Consider the following 25,439-nt stretch of genomic DNA (forward strand, 5'->3'; position numbering starts at 1 on the left):
CGCCGGTGGGCAGGGCCGTGATCACGGCCCCGCCCACCGGCGCTTTTCCGTGCCCCCCCCGCGGGCACGGGCGCGGCGCACGGGCATCGCGGGCACGGCGTACGGGCCCAAGAACGTCCACGCCGGACCGCCCGGCGGCCCGCTCACCGCGGCACCCGTAAAACCACCTGTGACCAGGGCGGATGCAGCTCGGTCGCCGGGCTGTGCGCAACGTCCGTCGCAACGGCCCTCGCAACGCCCGGCGCAACCCCCGCCCCAACGCCAAAGCGGCCTTCAGCCCGCGATGCCACCACCCCCAGCGTGCGGCCCCGCCCAGGGGCCGCCGCGACCCCGGGCCCGGGCCCCGGCTTCGGGGGCGCGTCTCCCGGCGCCGGGCCGCCCGGCGGCGGGGAAGCGGTCCCAACAGAACCAGCCCACTCCCACCACTGTCCATCCTGCTTTTGTGGCTCCAAGGGGCGGATTCAAGGGAAGTCAGAGCCGCGGACTGCACTCACCACCGGGTCTGGCCTGCGGCAAAATGCCGGTGAGTCACGGCAGACCCGCAGGTGATGGCGCAGGCGTTGCCGCAGGTGATGGCGCCGGGGTCGCGGCCCGAAGCCGGGATGCACGCGATAGTGCACGCCATAGCGAACGGGATAGTGCACGGGATGGTGCCGCCCTGCCGGACCGGTTCATCGTGCCCCGCCGGGCATTGACTCTGGCCAGCCGACTGCCTTACGGCAGGTGATCGAACAGATCGTGACGGCCGTCAGGGCAGGCGACGACGCTCGCATATGCGTCCTGCTGGACCGCTTCGCCGGTGACGCCGACAGCAGCGCCCTCAGCCGGGCCTGCGCGGTGTGTCAGATGCGGGTCCGGCGGGGCAGCCACCCATCGGTGAAGGGGTGCGTGGTCTCTTCGTCTTCCTCCGGGCAGTGCTCGATGAGTTCCGGAGCCTGGAAGAGGCCTGTCGTCGCGGGACGTGGCAGGCGCTTCGCGGCTTGGTGGGGCATCGCCGGTTCCAGCGCGGAGAACAGAGGCACGGCAGAAGTCTTGAACGACTCTGACGGCGCCAGATGACGCCGGGGCACGGGGGTATTCTTCATCACCGTCAGTATGCGCCCCAGCACCGTCCGCGGCCTCCCCTGGCCCCTCCTCCTCGATGGTCGCCCCGCCCAAGGGGCCCTGTTTGACAGGCTGCCGCGCGCAGCGGTCCCGGGGCCGCCCCGCCCACCATCGTCTTTCGGAAGATGTCTGGGCACTCGAAGGTGTCATGTGACTGCCAGGACGATGGCCGTGTAGTGCGCGGTGAACGCGGCGATGGTAAAGGCGTGGAAGACCTCGTGGAAGCCGAACCAGGCCGGTGAGGGGTCAGGGCGCTTGAGTCCGTACACGACGGCGCCCGCGGTGTAGAGCAGGCCACCGGCGATGACGAGTACGACCACCGCGCTGCCGCCGGTGTGGGCGAAGTCGGGCAGGTAGAAGACGGCCACCCAGCCCAGCACGAGGTAGCACGGGGTGTACAGCCACCGGGGAGCCCCGATCCACAGCATGCGGAAGGCGATGCCGGCCAAGGCGCCTGCCCACACCACGGCCAGCAGCACCAGCTGCTGGGCTGCGGGCAGCAGCAGTACCGCCAACGGGGTGTACGTGCCGGCGATGATCAGGAAGATGTTCGCGTGGTCCAGCCGGCGCAGGACCGCCTCCCCACGGGGCCCCCAGGTTCCGCGGTGGTAGACCGCGCTGGTAGCGAACAGCAGGCAGGCCGACAGCGCGTACACCGAGCAGGCCGCAACGGCCGCAGCCGAACGCGAAACGGCGATCAGGACGATGCCGCCGACCAGAGCGAGGGGGAACACGCCGGCGTGCAGCCAGCCGCGCATCCTCGGCTTCAGCGCAGCCGCCGCGCGTTCCACCCCGCCTTCCAGACCCGCGGCGCTCTGCCCGGCAGTCAGCCGGCCGGTTGCGCCAACAGGAGCATCAACCGCCGGGGTGTGGAGGGCTTCTGGCGTGGTGCCGGGGCGGGGCTGGGGCTCCCGCCCGTGTGCCGGCGGCTGCGTCTCTTCGGCGATCATGCGCTCATATTCTGGAGTCGGCGGAAGAATGCGCGGCCCGGCAGGTCCTGCCGGACTGCGGGGTCAGCGGCCCAGGGCGGCTTCGCCAGGCGCCCTGGGGCGGGCACATCGAAGGCATCAAGGCCTTGATGACCTGGAACGAATCTATTTGCGCGTCAGCGGTCGGACGCCTGCCGGGATGCGGCGCGGCGGTACTCGGCGTTGATGCGCTGCGCCTCTGCGAGCTGGTCTTCGAGGATGACGATGCGGCAGGCGGCCTCGATGGGGGTCCCGTGGTCAACGAGCTCCCGGGCGCGGGCGGCGATGCGCAGCTGGTAGCGGGAGTAGCGGCGATGGCCGCCCTCGGAGCGGAGCGGGGTGATCAGGCGGGCTTCGCCGATGGCGCGGAGGAAGCCCTGGGTGGTGCCGAGTATCTCGGCGGCCCGGCCCATCGTGTAGGCGGGGTAATCGTCGTCGTCAAGCCGGCTGAACGAGTCGTCTGCTGTCATTGCACCTCTCTGCGAAAGCGCGCGGAGGGGCCCTGGTGCCGTATGGCACCAGGGCCCCGAAGGAACTGCTACACCATCTGCCGGCCCTGGTACTGCGCCGGCCTTATGTTTCCGCCCACCCGACCGGAATGCTGCCGGGGGTGCGGGGATCGCATTTGCTTGACCGGAGACCACCTCACTATCGATGTCCTGCGGTACCCAGGCTCAAGATGTCCGCCCGGGCGATCCTGATGGCGCTCGGCTCCTCCGTTCTTCCCTCGGTGATCAACTGCTTGCCAAAGAGGGGGCACTGCATACTGCTGGTACTGCGTACTACTGGTGATGCGAACTGCTCAGTGGCCTGCGACAGCGCCACTCTCCGGCAGCAAGCCCCGTCGCCCGTGGCCCCTGCTCTGGCCTAGAACCAAACTGCCGAACTTCCCGGTGCGCGCGTCCGCAGCCCGACGCCTTCACCGAGGTACTGCCCACTCACTTCACTGCTGGGTAGTGCGAACTGAACTTGCAGGTACTCCTCACGGCGACCCCTGATCACTGCGGGCCACCCGGTCCGGTCGTCAGTCCCGTCGCCGCCCTGCAACGACCGTGGCTTCGGAACTCCACCACCGCACCGTCCTGCACACTGCAACTAGCTGTACTGCGGATACTGCTGACCGGCAGTTCGTCTCTGCCAGGCCCTCTGGTCCCTCTGGGCTACGAGAGAAACCATAACCACACCACCGTCCAATGTCTACTTCAGCCAACACAGATTTCTGCGTGTTCGACACTGAGGTAATCGGCTGCGAACGGGGACAACCGCGGGGCCGCCAGCGCCGGGTTGACGGGCCGCGGGCCTGGGCACAGGCACCCGGCAGGGCACGACCGGGCATCGACGATCCTGAGACCCGGGGGGAGAAACGCAATGAGCGTCAAGTCGTAACCGCCCGCTCCACGACATCCGCCGTCCGGCGCACGCGATAGCCCCCCCCCGAGGCGACGACACATGCGCAGGTCCATTCCGGCAGGCGCGCCGGGAGCTGGGCGCAACTGCTGCTTGTCCACGGAACGGGAGCCTCTCTCCGCTATCTGGCGGTGCGCCGTGCGCACTCGTGTGCGCCCCGATTCCCCGAACTACGTTCTCTGCCGCTCAGGTAGACGGACACCGTGGGGCCTGCGATAGCCACCCGGCACCAGCTCCTAGTCCAGATCGGCCCGTACCGCCAGGACGGGAGTGGGCGGGGTCGAACGAAACCCATCGGCCCCGGGGCACGGATGCCTCCTCGGCTCGGCGCGCAGGCGACGGGGCCCATCTCCCCGTAGGAACGCTGCACCCACTGCCAGGGTTGCCTCGAGGTGCTGCAGCGACGGACCTCAATTCAGATGGAGCCTCGACCCGTAGCAGCGCGCTCGCTAGCGAGGGGCAGCGACGCCTGAGCAGCAAAGGGCAAGCGCCGACCGCGACGGGGGACTGCGCGGTCGGCACCTGCTGGCACAGCTTAACTCCTTGACGCGTCAATGAGTAACCGCTTCATGGCTCTGCGCCGAGGGGACTCAACCCCGCTTCGCGATGAGGTCGACCGAGCACAAGTTTGCTTGACGCGTCAAGTAATGCTTTCATGGCGTGCGGGAGGGTTCGGCCCTCGGAGTGGGTCGCTCTGCCACGTGTTGAAGAGGTTGGGCGCCGCATCACGAGTCGGACCAGTCCTGCCGAACCCGGGCCAGACAGAACCGAACCTTTCCGTGCTCCCCTTGATCGTCGATCGCCTGCGCGTGTTCAAGGAGTCGGTGCCGCCAGGTCTGTCTTACCGACAAGCACAGACTGCTTGTCGACCGACGCAAAGTTCACCGGAGCGCATCACAAGGCATGCCACGCCTTCGTGTGGACCCGTCGTCACGTGCTCTTTTCGACTAGGAATCATTGTGTACATAGCCGCTGTCATCCTCAGTGTTCTGCTTGCTCTCGTCTTCCTCGCCGCCGGCGCTCCCAAGGTGCAGCTCAAGGGCGCCGTCCCAGACGGCCTCATCCAGAAGGGGCTCAGCTCCGGCTTCGTCCGCTTCGTAGGGCTCTCGGAGGTCGCCGCGGCTGTCGGGCTGAGTATCGGCATCTGGTGGCAGCCGCTGGGTATCGCAGCCGCTGCCGGCGCGGTAGTGGTACTCATCGGCGCGATCAGCTTCCACGCGAAGAAGGGCGAGTACAGCGACAGCGCCACCCGCAATGCAGCGATCACCCCCATCGCGCTGCTGCCCATGGCCGCGGCCACGGCTCTCACGCTGGCCGCGTCACTGTAGGAGCTGCCCTCACCCGGCTCCAAGGTGAGACGCTCCCACTGCGGAATTCAACCGCATCGGCTCGCCGACCTCGCCGTGGGCATCGGCGACAACCTCGCCCACCGTCCGCGCAGGCCGACGCCAGCGGGTGCACAGCCAGCCCCGGTTCTCACCGCTGGCCCCATGGCTTCGGGGACCTGGCCCTACGTCGTTCCCGCCCCCTTAGCCAGCAAGGGGGACTGGGTGCGCGGCGGAATCGGGGGCCCTTCACCAATGCCACCGCCGAGGGGGCGGTGATGGAGCGGTGCGTGCCGGCCTCGGTGCGGGTGCTGGGTGAGGGCGTAGACACCAAGAACTGTGATGCGGTGGTCTTCGCGGACGTCCTGGGGTCCACGGTCGACATCGTCCAGGCCGTCGGCCGGGCCCTGCGTATGCAGCCCGGCGAAGGCAAAACGGCCTCCCTGATCGTCCCGGTCTTCCTCAGCCCCGGCGAGGAGCCCGACGACATGCTCTCTTCCCGCTCCTACGAGGGCCTGACCAAGGCCCTGACCGCACTGCGCGCACATGACACCGACGCCGTCGAGCAGCTGGCCACCCCGCAGGCGGCATCCCGGCGGCGGTCCGCCCCATCTGGGGCTGCCGGTGGAGGGCATGGCGAGTTGGGAGGCGTCAGTGCGCCGGCGAGTGGGCTGCTGTCGTTCTCCGCGCCGCGGGACCCTGCGCAGCTGGCGGCGTTCATCAGCCTGCGGGTGTTGCAGCCGGAGTCCGAATTCTGGCGGCGCGGCCCTCGGCGGTCCGGGCGAGGCAGATCTGTCATGTGGCGCCACTCCGCTCAGGTGGCGGTCGGCCAGGCCTTCTCCCACATCGCGGCCCGGCCACGGCGCAGCTGACGCCGTATGCCACCACACCCGGCACACCGACCGGACATCCGGGGCCGGCCGACCCTGTAGGCCCGCCGGCCCCGACCCGCCAACCAGACCAGCACAGGGCTTCAAGGCATGGCGGGCTTCCGGGACGTGCAGAACGAGCGCCCGTGGTGGTGTCCGCCCACCGGATCCGCCAGCCGGGTGCCTTGACTGCCACGGTGACGCCGACGACCACGGCGAGATCTGCATGCAGTTGTTGCGCTTGAGACAAAAGCTCTTGACATTGACATGCCATTTCTTCGTCGCCAGAATCAGCCCGTCGAAACGGCATCACAGGGGGAGAATTTGATCAAGAACAAGCTTCGCATCGCAGCCATCGCCCTCCTCACGCTCGGGGCGAACGTCCTCACCCTCGCAGGCCCGGTGTCAACGGCTCACGCGGGAGCGTTCGGGACGGTAGAGAACAGGCTGCCGTCGAGCTACACCGTCAAAACCGCCCGCTTCCTCAGCGACGGCGCCAGCAAGTGCAACATCTGGAACCCCAGCGGCGGGAACGACGGCAGCGCCAACGTGGTTCGGGCCCCCTGGAACTGCAACACGCGATGGCTCCCGTCCGGAAAGTCCAGCGACAGCGAATTCGGCTGGTTCTATGACGCGGACGGCGTCATGGTGGAATCGAACTACATCTACCAGGACGGCAGTTGGGCCCAGTCCCCCACGGCCTTCATGTGGACACGCTTCCACGACTACGACAGGGTCATCTGCGAACTCGACTACTACGGCCGGCCTCACTGCTACACCGCATAGCCTCACACACTCTGCTGAAACGGCACTTTGGGGGCGGGCCATGGGCTGGGCCGCCCCCAGGTCCACGGGCAGGTGGGCGGTTTCGCAATGGACTTACGATGTCGCCGCCGGATTCACGCTACGCGTGCCAGAGTCATTTCGGCAGACGGTTCGAGCCGGATCCTGCGACCACTGCGGATTGCCATCGGGGGGGGGGTCGTTGATCCAGGTCAGCCCGCCGAGGTCGAGGCGGGTACGGGCGCGGGTGACGGCAACGTAGGCGAGGCGGGCGTCGGCGTCGTCGATCGGACCGGGCAGAGGGTTTCAGTGCTCGTCGGTTTCGTCGCTGTCCTCGGATGGGTGGAAGTCGTCGGCGATCTCACCCTGGGGCCATTCGCGGCCCTTGGCTTTGTGCGCGGTCGACACGGTCACCTGCGCGTCCTGTTCGCGGACCAGTCGGTTGACCACGGCCAGGACGGCGTCGGCGCCGTGGTAGTCGACGAGGTCGACCAGGGGCTGCGAGATCTTCACCCACCTCGCGCTGAGCATCGGCATCACCAACGCCATGACCGCCCTGCGCTACGGCAAGCAGGTCTTCGACCAGCGCGACGACCAGGGCACAGCCAAGCCGCACGAACACCTCACTGCCGACACCGGCCGCACAGCCGAGGACGCCCGCTTCACCCAGGGCGCGGCCATGCTCGCGGCACTCAACCCCGAGGCCCTGCCCGGCAGCGAAGGATGGGACATCGCCGAGAAGTACGCCCCGGGCCTGCACCAGCTGGCTGTCGGCCACCTCTACGGTGACCTTCTCGCCGGCATCGGCCTGCACGACCCGACCAGGCGTCTGTGCCTGCTCTCGGCCGTCACTGCCCTCGGTGGCGCCACCACGCAGCTTGCCTTCCACATCGAGGCGGCCCTCAACGCCGGCGTGCTCCGGAAGGACATCGTCGCGGCCCCTCACATTGACGGCAGCCGTCGCAGGCTTCGTCAAGGCCGACGAGGCCCTTCAGGCCGCCGAAACCGTCTTCGCCCGCCGCGACGCCACCGGCCAGAACAACGAGGACTTGCCCGGCCGACCACGTGACTGCTCGGTGTCCGGGTCGTTGATGTGAATACGGGGCGGGGTGATCTGACAGATGCAGAGCGGGAACGGTTGCGGCCATTCCTGCCGGTCAGCAATAGGCGTTCTGGCCGGTGGCGGGATCACCGGCAGGTGATCGACGGGATTCTGCACCGGGTCGGGACCGGTGTGCAGTGGCGTGACCTGCCGGAACGGTTCGGGCCGTGGAAGACGGTCTATGTCTGGAGCTGCTCGGCGGGGTGATCGGGTCCGCCGACCGCCTCGGCGCGCTCGCGCCCTGAGGCCGGGGGGGGTGTCGCGCCCACCGGTCCCGAGCGTTGGAACCTCCTGGGTCACGGAAGCCCGGCACGGGGCCCGGCGTCAGTCAGGCTGGTGAGAGTCGGCTCTCCCCGCCGTGTGGTGCAACCGCAGCTCGCGGGGGCTCACACCGTACGTGGTCTTGAAAACGCGACTGAAGTGGGCCGCGCTGGCGAACCCCCACCGGTGGGCGATGGCCTCGATCGTCATGAACTGATGCACTGGCGAGGCCAGTTCTTTCTTGCACTCCTCGAGGCGCTGCGTCCTGATCCATTCACTGAGGGTGATACCCGCTCGGGATAGGGTCACGTAGAGCCAGCGTACGGAAACGTCGTGCTCGGCGGCGATACGTTCGGCGGTCAGGTCGGGGTCTGCCAGATGCAGGCGGACGTATTCCTGAACGCGCACAAGAAGTGTGTTGTTCAAAGGCGCTCTGGCCAGATCGTCCCGGTCCAGGGCCACGGTGACCACAGCCCTGATCAGGTCGACACTGGGCTCCGTGAACAGGGCGGTCTCAGCTTCGCCGGCCGCGGCCTGCTGGCGGGCCAGCCGGGTGAAGAATGCTGCTGTGGCACCCACAACCGGGCGCTCCGAACTGAGTGGCACGGCGGTGACCTGGTCGAGCAAGGACGGCCGCAGCCCCAGGACATGCGTGGGCACGCGCACGAGAACCGAATCTGTTGAGCCATGGAAAAGGACCTCATAGGGCTTCGCATTGTCCAGCACCGTGAGATCCCCAGCCCTTCTCAGTGCGTGCCTACCCCCTTGGCGGACATCGGAGACCCCCGCCTCCTGGAGATGGACGAGAACGTGCGGCACCATGTCCTCGTCCACCGGGGCGGCGGTGCACAGGAGGCGGGCCACGTTCCAGCCGATCTCCGAGACTTTCACCGACCCCAGCGCGTTGGTGGTCACATAGGCCCGCTGGCGATGCGGATTCGGCGGAAGGTCCACCTCTACGCGGCCGTTGATGGACCACGAGAATTCACGGATCGCGTCCGCACGATGACCAGGAGCCAACGACGCGGCGTCGAGTCGAACTACCATGCGGACTTCCTCCTGAACAGGTCGCGGAGCCTGCGTAGCGGGCACATTTTCCGTGGTACTGCGGCCAGTGGCCCATTTCGCAGGTTTTACTGCATTGCGCATCTTTATTTCTGCTTGGCTGTCGAGCGAGCGATCAACCGGCTCAGGCGGCACCGGGCCGCCTCCTTCGCCACCAAGCCAGCGCGCATGTCGTCGACCAGTTCGGGCAAGCCAACCCCGGGCTGCGCCGAGCCATCCAAGGTGAAGGCCGCAGGACGGGCCTGCCTGATCCACGCATGCGCCCGCATCGCGTGGCGCGGATCGGTACGGCAGCACCGATCACCCGCCGTGTTGGTGAGAAGGGAGATCGAAGGCCTGCAAAGGATCAGTCTGCAAGACGCCGGCCTGCCGCCACTCCACGGGAGACACGCCGTAGACCGCACGGAAGGTGCGGCTGAAGTGCGCGTGGCTGGCGAAGCCCCAGCGGTGTGCGACGGCCGCCACGGTCTGCCCCGCGAGTTCCGGGGACACGAGGTCCCTTCGGCATGCCTCGAGTCTGAGCCGCTGGATCCAACGGCCGACGGTCATGGGCTCGTCCTGGAAGAGCTGGTACAGGTAGCGAACGGAGATGTGGTGTGCGGCCGCGAGTGAGGCCGGGCAGAGTGCGGGGTCTTGCAGGTGGGCGCGAATGTAGCTGCGCAGGCGTCGCAACAGGTCCGCCTCCGCCGCAGGCGTGGCCGCTTCGTCCCTGATGTTGCCCTGCAGGGCGACCAGGGCCGTCAGCACGTCGACGATCCCCCGTCTGAGATAGTCCTTCGGAGTCGGCGCGTAGGTGCAGTGATCCGTCATCGTGACGAGTCCGTTCACGTACGACGCGAGGATTCCACTGATGCCTTGGCCGGTTGAGTAGGTCCGGCCGGTGGCCAGGCGCAGTGCCGAGTCGGGGAGATCCAGCATCTCGCGCGGGACTGTGACGAGGTGCCGTCGTACCGGGCCGGTGAACTCGACGGCGTAAGGCCTGCGGGTGTCGAGGATGACGAACTCGCCGGCGGCGACCGGGGTCTCCTGGCCGTCCTGACGCGCGACGCCGGCACCGGTTCGTTGCAGGCTCACCACCAGCGACTCGTCGCCGTCCGCGGCGATGAGCGGCGCGGTCCGGGCCAGCCGTTGCGGGCTTGTCTCGATGACGCCGGCTTGGACGCCCGCCACGCATGCCCGTCGAATGGCGCCATGGATCATGGCCTCTCCCAGGCTACGGACCTCCATCTGGATGAACGCCTGGCCCACGGCGTCTGCCCAGTACTCGGTCCGCTCATCGGGCGGTTTGCTGTCAGTGCGGAATGCTTGGATCACGATGCCCTCGCAAATTGCCAGGGAGCCATTGCGTTCCCGGGACCTGCGCAACGCGTCCACGCATCGCGCGACGCCGGGAAGCCCGTACCCTGCCAACGTAAAGCCCAGCCGCGGTCACCGACCGCCTCCCGGCCGAGACTGCGGGACACCCCCAGACCTGCGATCGGGAAACTGCGGGAAAACCCGGATACCCCGGCCGGCCAGTTGTGCCGGAGTCCGGCGCCGGGAGACCCGAGCCCCGCACGAGGCGATGCGGGGCCCCGCTCCCCGAGCACACTCTCATCGCCCCAGAAGGCAAGTCCGTACTGCCCGACACCATCGAGCACGCCGTGCGGCTGCCCCGCTGCGTGCTGCGGCTGGACAAGGACGGCGACAACCTCGGAGAGACGGGCCTGACGGCCAACAAGCTCGCCGTCGGCAAGATCCACACCGGCAACACGGCCCCGCCAGAGGCGGAGATCACGACCAGCAAGGTCTCCGGTAACAACGGCTGCTGCGAAACGCCCGCTGGGAGGCCGACGCCATGCGCGACGACGTCCGCACCTACACCCAAGAACACTTTGGTACCGCCGACGGCGTGCTGATCGTCGATGAGACCGGCTTCCTGAAGAAAGGCCGCGAATCCGCAGGAGCGCAGCGGCAGTACACAGGCACCGCAGGACGGATCGAGAACAGCCAAGTCGGAGTCTTCCTCGCCTACCCCTCCAGCTGAGGACGCGCCCTGATCGACCGTCGCCTCTACCTGCCCGAACACGCCTGGTGCCACGACGAAGAGCGCTGCAACCGGGCCGGCATCCCCAAGGAACAGAAGTTTGCGACCAAACCCCGGCTGGCCGGGTAGACGATCGCCGCGGCGCTTGACGCCGGGGTCACCGCCTCCTGGGTCACCGGTGACGAGGCCTACGGCCAGGACACGCGCCTGCGCGCAACCCTGGAGACCCGCAAGGTCGGCTACGTCCTCGCGGTCGCCTGCACCACAAGGGTGCGCAGCAATGACGGCTGCAGCCCGGTCCAGGCACAGGTCGTAGCCGACCGACTGCCCGCTTTCGCCTGGCACAGGCACATCACCCTGGGCCGGGTGCGGGCGCCGCGTGCGCTGGCCGTACATGCCTGCCGGAGGTAGCCTTTTGAAAGGCGTACGGGACTGGCTGGGCTGGTAGGTCCTGTTGGGCCGCGGAAATTCGTGCACCCCGAGGAGGAGCGGCTCGTTTTTCTGAAGCGGTCCCGGGGATTCGCGGCTGTCCACAATATACCCCTCGACAAAGGGGCAGCATTCGCGACTGCCTTGTGCGCGGAGGTCACCCGTCCAGAAAGCTGTCCGGCATGTGCTCCGGCCAGGTGTCGGTCAGGCGTGTCGATCCCGGACTCACCGTGTTGAGACCTCGACGTTCGATCAGCGACGGGTTATGCACATGGGCTGGCTTACCTTCGGCTACTTCGTCTCGTACATTCCCTACGCCATGCTGGTGAAGGCACTGGCCAGCGGCGTGACTCCGCTGTCGACTCAACCGGTCAACGGTTTCGAGCTGCTGCCCGCAGCCGTCCTCGGACAGCTCGCGGCGTTGACCGTCTTCTTCGGCCTCACTGGTCGGTGGCGGCACATGCGGCGGAGCGGGATCGGCAACGCGCGGATCCCGGTACCGGGCCGGGAGACGCTGGCGGCCGGCTTCTTTACGTCGCTCATCATCGGCTCCACCACGATGAACTACACCTTTTCCGGTGTCTCGATCCTCTTCATGCTGTTGCTGATGCGGGGAGGAGTCCTCGTCCTCTCCCCATTGGTCGACATGACCCGCAAGCGGCGGGTGACGACGCCCTCCTGGGTAGCGCTGTGCCTCAGCCTGATAGCGGTTTCGGTGGCTCTCGGCGATGTGCACAGCTACCTCCTCCCGCTCGCTGCCGCGCTGAGCGTCCTCACCTACCTCGTCGGCTACCTCGGCCGGTTCGAGATCATGATCCGCGTGGCCAAGAACGGGGTTGTGGCAACGGACCGCCGCTACTTCGCGGAGGAGCATGTCGCGGCACCCGTATGCCTGGTTCTTCTGCTGGGGGCAGGGGCGCTGGTCGGGCAACCGCAACTGCGCGCGGGCTTCACCACATTCCTCGGCACCCCTGCCGCCTTGGCGGCAGCGGGGATAGGAGTGGCATATGAGGTGCTGTTCGTCTTCGCTACGCTGATCTATCTCGACCGGCGGGAGTACACCTGGGGTGTGCCGGCATGGGCGTTCGCCAGCCTGATGTCCGGCCTGGTCGCCTCATTCTCGCTCGCGTGGGTGGCCGGACTCCAAACTCCGGGGACCTCTCAGCTGATCGCGCTCGCGTTCGGTGTCGGCGCGGCGGGGGCCCTGTCCTATCCATCAGCCGTCGTCTGGTGGCGGACCCGCTGCACCGGCACGGCATGCCGCGTGCTGTTCGTCTGCGGCGGGAACACCTCACGTTCGCCCATGGCCGAGGTCATCGCGTGGGCCCAGGCCTCGGAGGCGGGAGTCCCACACCTCTTCCGGTTCTCCAGCGCGGGTGTCGCGACGACGCAGCCTGCGAGCCCGATGACTGAGGACGCCCGGTCCGCGCTCGCTGAACTCGGTCTGCAGCGGGTGCCGGGCCGGGGGAATCCGCGCCGCCACCGCTCACGCCCGGTCACCCCGGAGGTCTGCCGGGTCAGCTCCGTCATCTACTGCATGACCCGAGCCCACCGCGACAGGGTGATCGCCATGGCGCCCGAGGCCGAGGGCCGCGCCTTGTGTCTGGACCCGCTCCGTGACATCCCCAATCCGGAGGGGCAGCCGTTGGACGTGCACCGCAGGTGCGCCCGGCACATCCAGCGGTCCGTGCACGTCCGGCTTTGCGAGCTCCTCGGCGTCCCGGAGGGCGCTGCGGCCCCGCGCTCGGACGAGGGTGATTACGGATGACGCCCGGGCTCCGCGACGGTCTGTCCCTGATCACCTCCCGCCACTGCACGAGAGCCTTTCTGGACCGGGTGGTGCCATGGGAGGTCCTGGCGGAGGTACTCCTGGCCGCCGGCCACGCACCCTCGAGCCGCAACACCCAGATGTGGCAGGTGACGGTGGTGACCGGCAGCGCCCTGGAGGCGCTGGTGGCTGCCCTGTGCGAGAGCTTCGACCGCGGTGATCCGCCCAGACCGGACTACGCCAACCGGCCGCCGTCGCTTGACGACGCCGTCGAGCGCCGCGCCGGGCACGCCGCGTCGGGAGTACTGCTCGCCAAGGGCCATGCCGCCCCGGACCACGCCGCCGCTCGGGCCCACCTCCGTGACAACCTGCGCTTCTACGGGGCACCGACCGCACTGGTCTGCCATCTGCCCGGGAACGCGGTGCCGGGCACCTTCTTGGAGATGGGCTTCTTCCTGCAGAACGTCATGCTCGGACTGGTGGCAGGGGGCCTGAGCAGCTGCCCGCAGTTCAGTGTCGCCGGCTACGGGGATGTGCTGCGCCTAAAGCTGGGAATCGACGCCGACCGGCTCGTCGTGTGCACTCTGGCAGTCGGGTACGCGGACGAGGCGGCCCCGGTCAATCGGTTCGTTCCGCGGCGGGCCGGTCTGGAGGAGTACGTCCAGTGGCGCGATTGACGAGCGGATATGGTGCCGGCGTCGGGCGTCGGGCCCGTCTGGTGGCGGTGATCGCCGAACCGGAAGACCTCACCGCGGCTCGCCTGCGTGCCCTCGCAGGAGTGGCCGACGTGCTGGAGGTCCGCGCCGACCTCATCGGCGATCCCGATCCGCGCCGGCTGCGCCGGCATTTTCCCGGACCGCTGACCTACAGTTTGCGCTCGCCGCGACACGGCGGCCGCTCCACCGCCGGCCCGGTCGAGCGGCGCACCCGGCTGCTGCGCGCAGCGGACCACTACGACCTGGTCGATCTGGAGGCCATGGACGACGTGGCGCCGGAGTTGCTGGCGGACATCGCGGCCCAGCAGCGGCGTATCTCCTGGCACGCGCCCCCGAACCCGGAGCAACGGGCCGACCCTGGCCTCCGGTCCGGTCTGCTCCATGGCTCGGCGGCACTGCTCGAGCGGTTCGCCGCGATGACCGCCGTACCAGCGGCCCAGTACCTCCTCGTGCCGCAGTCGGGCACACAGGGCGGATGGGCAGCGCCGCTGCTGCTCACCGGGCTAGGACGTACCGATGTGACGGCGTTCGCGTCCGGTCCGGCCGGCACCTGGACCCGGGTGCTGGCGCCGTGGCTGGGGGCACCCGTAGTCTTCGGCCGGGCTGGTATCGCCGGGGCGGACGGGATGCCCAGCGTGAGCCAACTCCTCACCGACTACGGCCTGCCCGCGCTGCCCCCGCTCAGCGGCCTGTTCGGCATTGCCGGGCGTGCCCCCGGGCGGTCGTTGTCGCCCCGGCTGCACAACGCGGCGTTGCGGGAGTTGAGGCTGCCCGCGCTCTACCTGCCTTTCCAGGTGGATGTGTTCTCCCGATTCTTGCACCAGGCCATGGATTTCGGGGCGCTGGGCGGACCGCCGCTGCGCGGGCTGACCGTGACCGCCCCCCACAAGGAGAGCGCGCTCGAAGCGGCCGACATCGCCGACCCGGAGGCACGGGGGTGCGGGGCGGCAAACCTGCTGTGCCTCGACGCCGGACGCTGGCGCGCGGCCACCACCGACACCTCCGCTGCCCTGCACACCCTCGCCCGGGCCGGAGTCGATCCGAGCGGCCGCAGGGCCGCCGTCATCGGTTGCGGCGGTGCCGGGCGGGCCGTCGCGTTGGCCCTGTGCCAGGCCGGAGCCCGGGTGACCCTGGTCAACCGAGGACTCGCGCTGGGCCGGGCAGCCTCCTCGCGTCTCGGGCTTCCCTATGTGCCGCTGTCCCGGTTCTCCCCGGCGGGGTACACCGTGCTCGCTCATGCCACGCCCCTGGTGGAACAGGAGCCGTTCCCGGTCTCCACCCTCGACTGGGACGCGGCGGTGCTGGAGATGGCCTACCGCAATCCGCCGACCGCGCTCATGGGCGCCACCCGCGCCCGAGGACTGATCGGCATCGACGGCTGGGAGGTCCTGTTCATCGAAGTACAGGAGCAGTTCAAGCTGCTGACAGGCCATCCGCTGCCCGAGGCACTGCCTCTGCACACCGTCTGCTTCGGCCAAGCCGAGCCGCCCGATGCCCACGACCTCACCGAATCAGCGGGACTCGCCCCGACGCACCCTACGAGCAGGGAGGCACCATGACGACCCGTTCCGCGTCCTCTGCCGGAACGGCCACACCGCGGCCGCCCGGCATGCCGGACGTCTCGGCGCTGCTGGGCGACTGGGTCAACACCGACCAGCGCAGTTTGAAGGGCGCCCACCGGCTGAGCGTGACCTGGCACGAGGGGGGCATGTTCGTCAGGGCCTTCGGCACCGGTGGCCCGCAACCACGCGACTGGGGTGAGGCGTCGGCGGTCCTCTACACCATGCCGGACACACCGTCGGTCGCCTCGTCGTTCTCGGTGGTCTACGACTTCGGCTCGCAGCGCACCGTTGTAGGCGCGTACCACAAGACGGGCGTCCTGGTGACCACCACATGCACCGTCTTCAGCGACGCCGGCGAGGGTACCGATCACTGGGCCCGCTCGTTCTTCCACCGGGCAGAGGCACGGCCATGACGGCACATGCCGTCGATCCGGGAACGCTGGCAGGCGGCTGGGTCAACTGCGACACCACCGCCACCGGTATCCACGTGGTCGATGCCGCGATCGACCACAGCGGGCTCACGCTGCGGATCACCGAGCGTGGCGGCCCGGAGCCCCCACAAGGCGCGCTCGCGTCGACCACGACGCCAGTCACCAGAGCCATCTTGCCCGCCGTCCCGCTGGCCGACGACATCGACGCCACCGAGGCCGTGGCCTTTCTCGCCGAAGGCCCGCTCGACTCCCGGCAGGTGGTCCTCGTCGGCTACCTCAACCGCGGCCTGCTGACCATCGATGTCCATACCGTCCATACCGTCCATCCCGCCGGAACCCGGATACCCAACACGATGTACCGCGCCCACTTCTTCCGCTTCGAAGAGGCCACCCCCATATGACCGACGACCTGGGCCACGCCACCCGTCCGGCCCGCAAACTGGCGGTCGGCGACGACCAGGCAGTTCTCGGTGCCGTGGCGAAGCTCGCCGAAGACAGATTCGCCCCCCGTGCCGATGAGTACGACCGCACGACCGCCTTTCCCACCGAGGACTTCGACGATCTGTTCTCCGACGGTCTCCTGGGCGCCGCTGTGCCCCGGGGGTACGGCGGACTGGGCTACGGCCCCGCGCAACGCAATACCCTCCCCCTGTGGGAGATGACCACCACGCTGGCCAAGGCCGATCTGTCGCTGGCCCGCTGCTGGGAAGGGCACGCCAACTCACTTGTCCTCATCGACGCCCTCGCCACCTCGGAGCAGAAGCGGCGCTGGTTCACCGGCGTGGTGGAACACGGGGAGAAATGGGCCGCCTGGAGCGGCGAACCCCAGACCCCCAAGCCGGGCGAGAGCGCTCGCTTCGGCACCACGCTGACCCCCGTCCGGGGCGGCTGGACCCTCCGCGGCAGCAAGGCGTTCGCCACCGGCGCGACCGGCGCGCAGTGGGCGATCCTCCTCGTCGATCCGGCCGGCCCCGGCGGAGCACGCCAAAGCCGGGAGGTCCACGGCAGGCTCCTGCTGCTCGCCTGCGACCTGTCGGACCCGACCGTGACCGTGGACACGTCGTGGTGGGATCCCGTCGGTATGCGCGCGACGGCCAGCCACGTGGTGCGCTTCCACGACACCGTCATACCGCGCGAGCATCTCATCGGCGGCCCCGGCGGCTACTTCGACGGGCAGTGGCAGACCGCCTTCGTCCCGCAGTACGCGGCCAGCTTCCTCGGCGGCGCCCTGGCCGCATACGAGTACGGGCTCGCGTATGTGAAACGGCAGGGCAAGAGCGGCGATCCCTATGTGCAGCAGCGCGTGGGCAGCATGGCGGTCAATGTCGAGACCGCCCGCCTCTGGTTGCGCCAGGTCGCAGGCCTGTGGGACGAAGGCAACCTCGACGAGGCCCGGATCGCCGGCAGCAGGGCCTGGCATGTGATCGGGCATCTGGCGGAAGAAACGGTGCACCACGTCATCCGCGCGTGCGGCGCCCGCAGCCTGATCCGCCCAAGCCCGGTGGAGCGGATCCTGCGCGATCTGACCTTGTACAAGCTCCACGACAACGACGACCACGTGCTGGCCACCATCGGCCGGGCAGTCCTCGGTGAGCCGTACGACCCGTTCTTCCACAGACTCTGACATCCGCACCGGCCTCGCGTCACACCAGCGCACGACGGCGGGTCACCCGATCCGCCCGGGTCGGCCGCCACGTCGTCGCGATCAGGGCCGGCCGTCGACGGTGACGGCCACAACTCGCCGTGGACGTGCCCCAGGCGAGGGTCGGGGGAGATCGGCCGCGTACGGGACCTACCCGGCAAGAAGCTGTTCCTGGCCGCCACGGCAGCGGTCATCGTGCTGGCCGTCGGGGCAGTGGGCGCCGTCAATCGGCAGCTGACCGGCGACATCAACACCTTCTCAAAGGGTGTTTTAACCTCTGGTGTTCTAGTTTCGTCTGGTGTGAGGCCGGTCCTTTACGGGACTGCCGATTATGAAGGTGCTGATGACGCAAGTGGGGCGATGGGGTAACCGTCTTGGGCGCACTCCTTCTGTTTCATCCCAAGGCGCGCCGTCGTGCACCGTTCGCTTCGCGTGCCTGGCGTCTACGCCTGGGCCGGGCCAATGGAAGGCCGGTACTCCAGGATCATGACTGAGCGCCGTCGCTGCCTGTGCTGTGCCGGGTACGACTACCAGTCCAGGTGTGCGGCGAGGAAGGGTGCGTGTTCAGGTGCGGCCTTGCGTGCGCTGAGGATGGTCCTCGCGCTTTCGCCGACGGGGATGCGGAAGGGGGCCTTGTCGCCCTGCGCGATCGTCGCTGTCACGACGTCGGCGACCTCTTGGACGGAGACGGGTGCCGCGCGGAACGGCCCGAGTCTGTCCAGCAGGGGGCGGTAGGGGTTGCTGTCGTCGAGGTGGACCTGGGCGCGCTCGGCGCCCCCGGAGGTCACCGCGGGTGGCTGCACGACGTGCACGGACACTCCGAAGCGACCGGTTTCGATGGCGAGGACCTCGGCGAAGGCCTCCAGGGCGTGCTTGGTCGCGCTGTAGGCGCCGATCAGCGGGATCACCAGGCGGCCCTGGATGCTGGACATGAAGATCAGCTGCCCGCTCCCGCGCCGGCGCATCTGGGGCAGGAGGCCCTGCGCGACGCGCAGGGCTCCGAAGGTGTTGAGTTCGAACAGGTCGCCCAGCGCGGCCAGCGGGATCGTCTCCAGCGGTGCCCGCACGGTCGCTCCGGCGTTGCTGACCAGGACATCGACGTGGCCGGCCTCGGCCAGCGCCCGGTCGACCGAGGCCTGGTCGGTGACGTCGAGTGGCAACTTCTGTGCCGCCGGCAGGTCTTCGAGCATGGTCACGTCGCGGGCTGTCGCGATGACCTCGTGGCCTTGTTCGTGCAGTGCTATCGCGGTGCCCTTGCCGATGCCCCGGGACGCGCCGGTGATGAGTACGCGGGCCATGAGTGGAACCCCTTTTTTTGCTGGCGGGCGGCCTGTGGGTGGGCGGCACGCGACGGAAGGCATCGCCAATCGGCTGTGGTTGCCGTTTCCCGCGACACCAGATGCTATGTAGGGCAACATACATAGTTTGTAGGCGTCAAGGGATGCGCAGGCTGACCCGGCGATCCGGAGGGAGGCTCGCGGGCACGCGTGCGCCGGGGCTCTGGGGGTTTCAGGGCGTGCGCGGTCACCGCAGCGCTAGGGCGTGGCGGCCGGACATGTCAGGTTGCGGGGACGACGCGTGGTGGCACTGAACGGTCGGCCCGGCCCGTGGGGTGGCGGGCTTCAGGTACGGATGCGGTCGGCGCTCTTCGGGGACACGCTCGCGGCGTGGCTGACCAGAACGGTGCGTACCGCCTCGTACGGAGTGGGGCTGCGCAGGGCGCGGGAGGTGATCATCGCTCCCTCGATGCCCGCGATCACGGCGTCGGCGAGCACTCTCGCAGCGGCACGCTCGACGCCGAAGGCGACGAAGTGGAAGGCGAGCCGGTCGGTCATCTGCGAGAAGGCCCGGCGGCCGGTTTCGGCGATCTCGGCCGAGTCCTGCGTGGCGCCCTCGGTGATCAGCGGGGCGACGGCGCAGCCTCGCCCGTAGTCGCCGGCGATCATGCCGTCGCGGCCCAGTTCGACGTAGAGCTCGATCAACTGGACTGCGGAGGTGGCCTGTCCGGCGGCCCGGTCGATGATCTCGACCTGCTCGAAGGCGTGGGCTTCGGCGGCTTCGATCGCCAGCTGCGTCTTGCCTCCGGGGAAGTGGAAGTAGACCGAGCCGCGGGAGGTGCCGCTGAGCTCGAGCACGTCGGAGAAGGCCGTCGCGTTGTAGCCGCGCTGCCGCATCAGCTGCTTGGCGGCCTGCACCATCTTCTGCTTGGCGTCCGTTCGCCTTCCCACTCCTGCACCCTCTCCACGTAGCATGTATGCTGACCTACATAGTATCTGTACGGGGCGGTAAGCCCAAGAGCGCAGCCACCTCGATCGAGGAGGAGCCTCTCGTGCCTTTCGCTGAAGTTTCACTGCCCCCTGGCGAGCCTGCCGCCCGCATCGAGGCAGTCTCGCGGGCGGCGCACGAGGCACCGGTAACCGGACTGTGCAGGGGAGCCCGGCCCGAGGACGATTTCCGGTTCGGCCCCCGCTGCGAGGAGTGGATCGTCGTGTTCATCATGATGACCTTCACGCTGCCCGCCGCAGGCCCCCGGATCGGGGCGGGCATGATCGCGAAGATCCATGGCAGCCCCGGCCGGCCCGGCCGCGCCACGACGGTCACCCGCCAGGCCCTGCACGCCTGACGAGCCCTGCTGCCTGCGGCTCACCGAGCCCGGGCGGCACAACCAAAGAGCAGACCGGTCTCAACTGGTGGAGCAGACCGGTCGAGGACAGGGATTCATCATGACCACCGATCTCATTTACTTCGACGCGAGCGAACTCGCCGAGCTGATCCGTACCGGGAAGGTGTCTTCCGCCGAGGTGGTCCAGGCGCACCTCGACCGAATCGAGGCGGTCAATCCGCGGCTCAATGCCATCGTCACGCTCGCCGAGGGTGCGCTGAAGGCCGCGAGGGCGGCGGACGAGGAGCTCGCGGCGGGCGGGGACGTGGGGCCGCTGCACGGTGTGCCCTTCACGTCCAAGGACTCCTTCGACACCGCCGGAGTGCTCACCCAGCGCGGTTCGCCGATCTTCGCCGGGCGCATCCCGGACACGGATGCCACCGCGGTGGCGCGCATGAAGCGGGCCGGGGCGATCCTCCTGGCGAAGACCAATCTCCCGGAGTTCTCGTACTGGGTGGAGTCCGACAACCTCCTGACGGGCAGGACGAACAACCCCTGGGACCTCGACCGCTCGTCCGGCGGTTCCAGCGGCGGGGAGTCCGCGGCGATCGCGGCGGGGATGTCGCCGCTGGGACTCGCGACCGACCTGTCCATCTCGGTGCGCGGGCCGGCGGCCGACACCGGCGTCGTGTCCTTCAAGCCCACGCACGGGCGTATCCCGATGACGGGGATCTGGCCGCGCGAGCCGCGCCGTGACTGGCACGTCGGTCCCATGGCCCGCAGCATCCGCGACCTCGCGCTCGCGTACGGGCTGCTGGCCGGCCCCGACGGCGCCGACGGCTTTGCCACCGCCCCCCGCGAGTTCGACGCCGGCCTGGGCACCTGGCCGGACCGGCCCGTGCGCGTGGGCTGGCTGGTCGACTCCGGACTCGGTCCGACCGACACGGAGGTCGCGGCAACGGTGCGGGCGGCCGCCGACGCCCTGCAGAGTGCCGGAGTACCGGTCGACGCCGTCAACATCCCGACCCTTGAGCGGGACAACCCTCTCGAACTGTTCAACCTGCAGCACGTCATGGAGGTCAAGCCCGCCTTCCACCAGGTCACCGAAGGTCACGAAGAGCAGATGTTCACCTACTCCAAGACGCTGGCCGGCATGCCCGACACGTCCGTGGAGGACTACGTCCGGGCCGAACAGGGCATCGAGCGGCTCCGGGACGGTTTCGCGGAGTACTTCCACCACTACGACATCCTGCTGCTCCCGGTGACCACGATCCCCGCACACCAGCACCAGCTCGGGCAGTTCACCCTCGACGGCCAGACCGTCGGCCCCTTCCATGTGTCGTCGACGACCGTCCCGTTCAACCTGACGGGACTGCCGGCCCTGTCCATGCGGTTCGGCACCAGCGGCGACGGCATGCCGATCGGCGTCCAGCTGGCGGCCACCTGGCACGCGGAATCGACGATCCTGCACATCGCCTCGCTGCTGGAGACACTCAGCCCGGTGCGCGGCCAGCACCCCGCCCTCTGACAACCGCGAGGGGCCCCACCGCAAGAAGTGCTGCGGCGCCGACTGGAGCATGAAGCCGCCGCGTACCAGTGACCGGTCCCCTTGCCGGACAGGCGTGCGCACAGGTCTGCGGTGGCACCGGGGGCCACCATGGCGGTCCGTACTGCCGGCCCCGGTGACCAGGCCGCCCGCGGGGGCCGCCTTGTCGCAGGCGACGTGCAGCCTGCCCGGCCACCGAGGCCGCATCGGCCGCCTCCGCCGCATCGGGCTCCACGGTCACATCCCGGGGACGACGGCGGCCTCGCGCCCGGCGGTAAAAGCCGTAGGCTTGCGTTAAGCAAGTCTGGAGGTGTGCCATGCCGGGACCCCGCCGCGGAACCGCCGATGGACCGTGTCCGATCGGACGGGCCGCCGACATCCTGGGCGACCGTTGGACGTTGCTGATCATGCGCAACGCCACCATCGGGATGACGCGCTTCGACGAGTTCAAGGCCGAACTGGACATCGCCGACAACGTCCTGTCCAGCCGTCTGCGGCAGCTCGTCGAAACGGGGCTGCTCACACGCGCCCCTTACCGGCCCGAGGGCGGCGGCCGGACCCGCCAGGAGTACCGGCTGACGCCGGCGGGTGAGGACCTGCTCCCCGTCCTGCACGCCATGATGGTGTGGGGGAACAGCCACAGCGAGCCCGCGTCACCGACCCAGCCGATGCGTCTCGTGCACAGCGCCTGCGGGCAGTCGTTCGAACCCGGCCGCCGCTGCCCGCACTGCCGCAAGCCGGTGCCGCGCTCCGAGACCGCCTGGGTCAGGCCCTGGCAGGGCGACCCCGCCCAGGTCCTGGGCGCCGCCGGAACCCGGTGAACCACCCCGCAATGCCCGAAATGCTGGCTTTTGTTGAGAGAGTTCGTCCTGCGTCCTAGACTGGCTCCTACAAGGCAAGCCAGAAGGGAGCCGGTCATGGCCCACCACACCACGACGACGCACCCGACGATCCGCGCACTCCCCCGCTCCGTCACCCGACTGGAGATCCCGGCCGGAACGAACTACAAACAGTTCCGGGCCCGCTTCGAGCAGGCCGTCCCGCCGCTGGACTACCGGCGCACCTTCGAGCTCGTCACCGAGCGGGCTTCGTGGAGCGCCGTACGCAAGCTCGCCGAAGAGAACGCGCCACTGGGGTTCATGATCTACTGGAAGTTCGACGCCCAGCCGCTGTTCGGCGTCGCCGGCGACCAGGCCCGCTGCACCGAGTACCTGATGGGCAATCACACCATCGCCGAGCGCATGTACCGGCACGATGCCGGGGCCCTGATGTACGCACCCCTGCGCACCACGATCCACGAATCCCCCACGGGCGAGGCGATGTTCGCCATCGACCGTCCGAGCGACACGGTGAGCGCCCTCGGCCGGCCCGAAATCACCGAAGTGGGGCGCGAGCTGGACCGCAAGGTCGGCGCGCTGCTCGCCCACCTCGGCGTCCCCGTGCCCGACGAACTGACCTGACCGGCCGGCGAGGCCCCTGAACATCCGGACCGCCGGACCGGTGGCCGACGTCGGCACGCTCGCGGCGCCGGCGAACGGGTTGGTCAGCACCACACACCACCGGGACCGCGCGCTCGTGGGGCCCGCGGCCTCACCCCGGATCCGGCCGAGGACGTGGACCACGCCACACGTCGCGCGATGTCAGCGCGTGGTCTGGAGGTACTTCAGGACGGCGAGCACGCGACGGTGGTCGTTCGGCGACTGGTGCAGGGACAGTTTCTGCAGGATCTGCCGGACGTGGGCTTCCAGTGTCTTGGGGCTCATCGAGAGGTTCCCGGCGATGGCGGCGTTCGAGCGCCCCTCGGCCATGAGTGCCAGCACCTGGAGTTCGCGTGCGGTGAGACTCGTGAGGGGGCTGGGGTCGCGTGGCCTGCGCATCAGCGTGGTCACGATCGTGGGATCGATGACGCATTCGCCCTCGATGACGCGGCGCAGCGCGTCGACGAGCAGGGCGACGTCCGATACGCGTTCCTTGAGGAGATAGCCGAGGTGATCGGGCGCGTTGCTGATCAGCCGCATGGCGTAGTGGGTTTCGAGGTATTGCGACAGGAGGAGTACGCCCATGGCGGGATGCGTGGATCGCAGTCGGTGAGCCGCGAGGAGGCCCTCGTCGGTGTAGGTCGGCGGCATCTTGATGTCCATGATCACCGCATCGGCGACAACGAAGTCCAGCTCGCGCATCAGTGTGGTGGTGTTGTCGGCGGTGGCCACCACCTGACAGCCGGCCTCTGCGAGCAGTCGCGTCAGGCCTTCGCGGATCAGCATCGAGTCGTCTGCGATCACGATCTTCACCGGACGTCCCCCTGTTCCCGATCTCCGTAGTGCTGCATCCCCGTGGCCGGGATCCTGGCCACGAGCTGTGTCCCGCCTGTGGCACCGCCGCCGATGGTGATGCTGCCGCCCAGGGCTTCGACACGGTCGGCGATCCCGCGCAGGCCCGAGCCGTCGGGGTCGGCACCGCCGCGGCCGTCGTCGGTCACACGCACCACGACGTTGTCCGCTTGCGCGACGACCTCGACGCTCGAGGATGTGGCTGCCGCGTGCTTGGCGATGTTCGTCAGTGCTTCGGCGCAGAGGAAGTACGCCGCGGCCTCGACCGGGGGCGGTAGCCGGCCGACGCCGACCACCACCTTGACCTCCACCCCTGACCGGACGGCAAGCAGCGGCAGCGCGGCGTGAAGTCCGCCCGCGGTGAGGCTGTGTGGCCGCACCCCTTGGGCGAACTCCGCGAGTTCGTACCGAGCTGCGGTCACTTCGCTCAGCACCTGCGGCAGCATGGCTCGCAGTTCGTCGTCCGCTTCTGTCTGAAGGGCGGCGAGATGGTGCGCCGCCTGGGTCAGGTGCTGCTGTGCGCCGGCTGCCAGCTCCGCTTCCAGGGCCCGTCGCTGGGCGTCCGCCGCCTCCACGACGCGGCGGCGGGAAGCGGCGAGCTGGGCAACGCGGGCGCGGACCTCGGCCCTCATCCGCGCGTTGGCGACGGCCAGGCGCAGCGCCGCGGTCGCCCCGGCGACCAGCTTCTCGTCGTCGAGTACCGCGGGGTCGTGGATGAGGATGGCGACGGGCTCCCCGTCGTCCTCGACAGCCGACGTCACCCGCCCGGCGGCGCGGCGTTCGACGTCCAGCGGCCGGCCGGCCTCGTCGACGTATGCCTGCCGCTGCGGCATCCAGTAGCCCAGCGTCAGGCCGGGGTCGCCCAGCGTCCTGGCCAGCTGGGCCTGGAGTCCCGAGGTGTCCGTACGCCGGCCCAGTTGCGTGACGAGGTCGGATACGGTGGCCTCGCTCCAGCGCCCGTGGAGCAGATCCACCGTCAGCCAGAGCACCACCACGGCGACGGCCGCATCGTAGGTCAGCAGGACGGCGCGGTCCGCACCCCATTGCAGGGCCACGTTGGCGCTGCCCAGGGCGAGGACGCCGGCGAAGACCAGTGCGGCAGCCAGCGCCGGCCGCCCTGCCCTGCGGGTGGGTCCCGAGGTGCGGGCGAAGACGTCGAGGGCGGCCACGACGACGAGGGCCGACAGTCCGGCAGTCAGCCACGGGGTCTGCGTGTAGCCCTCGTAGACGGCCACGGCGTAGGCGGCGATGACGACCGCGGTGGTGGCCGGCCGCCGATGCAGTCGTCCCGTCGGATAGGACAGGTGGAGATGGATGAGCGGTCCGCGGTGGAGGAACACCAGGGCGGCAAAGGCGTTGCCCAGGAACCAGCAGGCCCCGGCCACGGCCATGAGCAGGCCGGCACGGCTGTGGCGTCGGCCCGCCCATGCCACCGTGCCGGAGGTGAGCAGAATCGTGCCGACCGCGACGTCGGCCACCGTCAGGATCCGGTCGGGCATGGCG

General features: G+C 69.1%; 23 protein-coding genes and 3 pseudogenes. 16 read left to right on the forward strand and 10 right to left on the reverse strand.

Annotation, left to right across the window (positions count from 1 at the left end; translation table 11 throughout):
- Window positions 1-842: 842 nt before the first annotated feature.
- The 3 genes from PV350_RS23850 to PV350_RS23860 form a co-directional block, all read right to left on the reverse strand.
- Window positions 843-1,085, reverse strand: coding sequence for a hypothetical protein (locus PV350_RS23850; protein WP_500335977.1), 243 nt, complete (start codon window positions 1,083-1,085; stop codon window positions 843-845).
- Between the two features lie 165 nt (window positions 1,086-1,250).
- The gene (gene trhA / locus PV350_RS23855) at window positions 1,251-2,054 is read right to left on the reverse strand and encodes a PAQR family membrane homeostasis protein TrhA (protein ID WP_500335978.1); all 804 of its coding nucleotides are present in this window, start codon (window positions 2,052-2,054) and stop codon (window positions 1,251-1,253) included.
- A gap of 155 nt (window positions 2,055-2,209) precedes the next feature.
- Window positions 2,210-2,542, reverse strand: coding sequence for a MerR family transcriptional regulator (locus tag PV350_RS23860; RefSeq protein ID WP_499508837.1), 333 nt, complete (start codon window positions 2,540-2,542; stop codon window positions 2,210-2,212).
- Window positions 2,543-4,438: 1,896 nt separating this feature from the next.
- On the opposite strand from PV350_RS23860, the gene PV350_RS23865 reads away from it, so the two are divergent.
- The 3 genes from PV350_RS23865 to PV350_RS23875 all read left to right on the forward strand — a co-directional run bounded on the left by PV350_RS23865 (window position 4,439) and on the right by PV350_RS23875 (window position 6,459).
- Window positions 4,439-4,807, forward strand: coding sequence for a DoxX family protein (locus tag PV350_RS23865; protein ID WP_499508838.1), 369 nt, complete (start codon window positions 4,439-4,441; stop codon window positions 4,805-4,807).
- Window positions 4,808-5,094: 287 nt separating this feature from the next.
- Window positions 5,095-5,676 (forward strand): helicase-related protein, encoded by a 582-nt coding sequence (locus tag PV350_RS23870; protein WP_500335980.1) that lies wholly within the window; start codon window positions 5,095-5,097, stop codon window positions 5,674-5,676.
- Between the two features lie 321 nt (window positions 5,677-5,997).
- Window positions 5,998-6,459, forward strand: a complete 462-nt coding sequence (locus PV350_RS23875) for a hypothetical protein (RefSeq protein ID WP_500335982.1) — start codon at window positions 5,998-6,000, stop codon at window positions 6,457-6,459.
- Window positions 6,460-6,552: 93 nt separating this feature from the next.
- Here the strand turns inward: PV350_RS23875 and PV350_RS23880 are convergent.
- Window positions 6,553-6,957: pseudogene (locus tag PV350_RS23880) on the reverse strand (3'-5' exonuclease); the annotation flags it as partial.
- Window positions 6,958-7,003: 46 nt separating this feature from the next.
- On the opposite strand from PV350_RS23880, the gene PV350_RS23885 reads away from it, so the two are divergent.
- Both PV350_RS23885 and PV350_RS23890 read left to right on the forward strand, forming a co-directional pair.
- Window positions 7,004-7,525 carry a carboxymuconolactone decarboxylase family protein gene (locus PV350_RS23885; protein WP_500335984.1) on the forward strand — a complete coding sequence of 174 codons (522 nt, stop codon included), beginning with the start codon at window positions 7,004-7,006 and terminating at the stop codon, window positions 7,523-7,525.
- A gap of 24 nt (window positions 7,526-7,549) precedes the next feature.
- Window positions 7,550-7,741: pseudogene (locus PV350_RS23890) on the forward strand (transposase); the annotation flags it as partial.
- A gap of 141 nt (window positions 7,742-7,882) precedes the next feature.
- Here PV350_RS23890 and PV350_RS23895 read toward each other — a convergent pair.
- Window positions 7,883-8,866 (reverse strand): helix-turn-helix domain-containing protein, encoded by a 984-nt coding sequence (locus PV350_RS23895; protein WP_500336009.1) that lies wholly within the window; start codon window positions 8,864-8,866, stop codon window positions 7,883-7,885.
- Window positions 8,867-9,184: 318 nt separating this feature from the next.
- A complete protein-coding gene (locus tag PV350_RS23900) occupies window positions 9,185-10,198 on the reverse strand; it encodes a helix-turn-helix domain-containing protein (protein ID WP_500335985.1) in 1,014 nt (337 codons plus the stop codon).
- 484 nt (window positions 10,199-10,682) lie between these two features.
- Here PV350_RS23900 and PV350_RS23905 point away from each other — a divergent pair.
- The 7 genes and pseudogenes from PV350_RS23905 to PV350_RS23935 form a co-directional block, all read left to right on the forward strand.
- Window positions 10,683-11,258, forward strand: a pseudogene (locus tag PV350_RS23905) (IS701 family transposase); the annotation flags it as partial.
- A 352-nt stretch (window positions 11,259-11,610) separates the two neighbouring features.
- Window positions 11,611-13,107 carry an arsenate reductase/protein-tyrosine-phosphatase family protein gene (locus tag PV350_RS23910; protein ID WP_500335986.1) on the forward strand — a complete coding sequence of 499 codons (1,497 nt, stop codon included), beginning with the start codon at window positions 11,611-11,613 and terminating at the stop codon, window positions 13,105-13,107.
- Window positions 13,104-13,784 carry a nitroreductase gene (locus PV350_RS23915; protein WP_499508847.1) on the forward strand — a complete coding sequence of 227 codons (681 nt, stop codon included), beginning with the start codon at window positions 13,104-13,106 and terminating at the stop codon, window positions 13,782-13,784. The genes PV350_RS23910 and PV350_RS23915 overlap by 4 nt, the downstream gene beginning before the upstream one ends.
- Window positions 13,781-15,382 carry a hypothetical protein gene (locus PV350_RS23920; protein WP_500335988.1) on the forward strand — a complete coding sequence of 534 codons (1,602 nt, stop codon included), beginning with the start codon at window positions 13,781-13,783 and terminating at the stop codon, window positions 15,380-15,382. Before PV350_RS23915 ends, PV350_RS23920 begins: the two co-directional genes overlap by 4 nt.
- Window positions 15,379-15,798, forward strand: coding sequence for a hypothetical protein (locus PV350_RS23925; RefSeq protein WP_500335990.1), 420 nt, complete (start codon window positions 15,379-15,381; stop codon window positions 15,796-15,798). The genes PV350_RS23920 and PV350_RS23925 overlap by 4 nt, the downstream gene beginning before the upstream one ends.
- Window positions 15,795-16,217: a hypothetical protein gene (locus PV350_RS23930; protein WP_500335991.1), complete on the forward strand. Its 423-nt coding sequence runs from the start codon at window positions 15,795-15,797 to the stop codon at window positions 16,215-16,217. Before PV350_RS23925 ends, PV350_RS23930 begins: the two co-directional genes overlap by 4 nt.
- Window positions 16,214-17,440, forward strand: coding sequence for an acyl-CoA dehydrogenase family protein (locus PV350_RS23935; RefSeq protein WP_500335993.1), 1,227 nt, complete (start codon window positions 16,214-16,216; stop codon window positions 17,438-17,440). The genes PV350_RS23930 and PV350_RS23935 overlap by 4 nt, the downstream gene beginning before the upstream one ends.
- 545 nt (window positions 17,441-17,985) lie before the next feature.
- Here PV350_RS23935 and PV350_RS23940 read toward each other — a convergent pair.
- Window positions 17,986-18,756 carry an SDR family oxidoreductase gene (locus tag PV350_RS23940; RefSeq protein ID WP_499508852.1) on the reverse strand — a complete coding sequence of 257 codons (771 nt, stop codon included), beginning with the start codon at window positions 18,754-18,756 and terminating at the stop codon, window positions 17,986-17,988.
- 324 nt (window positions 18,757-19,080) lie between these two features.
- Complete coding sequence (locus PV350_RS23945; protein ID WP_500335995.1) at window positions 19,081-19,686, reverse strand: TetR/AcrR family transcriptional regulator; 606 nt, start codon at window positions 19,684-19,686, stop codon at window positions 19,081-19,083.
- 26 nt (window positions 19,687-19,712) lie between these two features.
- Here PV350_RS23945 and PV350_RS23950 point away from each other — a divergent pair, with 26 nt between their 5' ends.
- The 4 genes from PV350_RS23950 to PV350_RS23965 all read left to right on the forward strand — a co-directional run bounded on the left by PV350_RS23950 (window position 19,713) and on the right by PV350_RS23965 (window position 23,066).
- Window positions 19,713-20,081 carry a hypothetical protein gene (locus tag PV350_RS23950; RefSeq protein WP_499508854.1) on the forward strand — a complete coding sequence of 123 codons (369 nt, stop codon included), beginning with the start codon at window positions 19,713-19,715 and terminating at the stop codon, window positions 20,079-20,081.
- 100 nt (window positions 20,082-20,181) lie between these two features.
- The gene (locus PV350_RS23955) at window positions 20,182-21,588 is read left to right on the forward strand and encodes an amidase (protein WP_500335997.1); all 1,407 of its coding nucleotides are present in this window, start codon (window positions 20,182-20,184) and stop codon (window positions 21,586-21,588) included.
- 335 nt (window positions 21,589-21,923) lie between these two features.
- Window positions 21,924-22,427: a winged helix-turn-helix transcriptional regulator gene (locus tag PV350_RS23960; RefSeq protein WP_500335998.1), complete on the forward strand. Its 504-nt coding sequence runs from the start codon at window positions 21,924-21,926 to the stop codon at window positions 22,425-22,427.
- Between the two features lie 96 nt (window positions 22,428-22,523).
- Window positions 22,524-23,066, forward strand: a complete 543-nt coding sequence (locus PV350_RS23965; RefSeq protein WP_500336000.1) for a DUF302 domain-containing protein — start codon at window positions 22,524-22,526, stop codon at window positions 23,064-23,066.
- Between the two features lie 180 nt (window positions 23,067-23,246).
- Here PV350_RS23965 and PV350_RS23970 read toward each other — a convergent pair whose 3' ends face one another.
- Together PV350_RS23970 and PV350_RS23975 are read right to left on the reverse strand one after the other, a co-directional pair.
- The gene (locus tag PV350_RS23970; RefSeq protein WP_499508858.1) at window positions 23,247-23,897 is read right to left on the reverse strand and encodes a LuxR C-terminal-related transcriptional regulator; all 651 of its coding nucleotides are present in this window, start codon (window positions 23,895-23,897) and stop codon (window positions 23,247-23,249) included.
- On the reverse strand, window positions 23,894-25,435 hold the full coding sequence (locus tag PV350_RS23975; RefSeq protein WP_500336002.1) for a sensor histidine kinase: 1,542 nt from the start codon (window positions 25,433-25,435) through the stop codon (window positions 23,894-23,896). Before PV350_RS23975 ends, PV350_RS23970 begins: the two co-directional genes overlap by 4 nt.
- Between the last annotated feature and the right edge of the window lie 4 nt (window positions 25,436-25,439).

Origin of the sequence: Streptomyces sp. PA03-6a, from assembly GCF_033792765.1 — a bacterium.
Classification (GTDB): Bacteria; Actinomycetota; Actinomycetes; order Streptomycetales; family Streptomycetaceae; genus Actinacidiphila.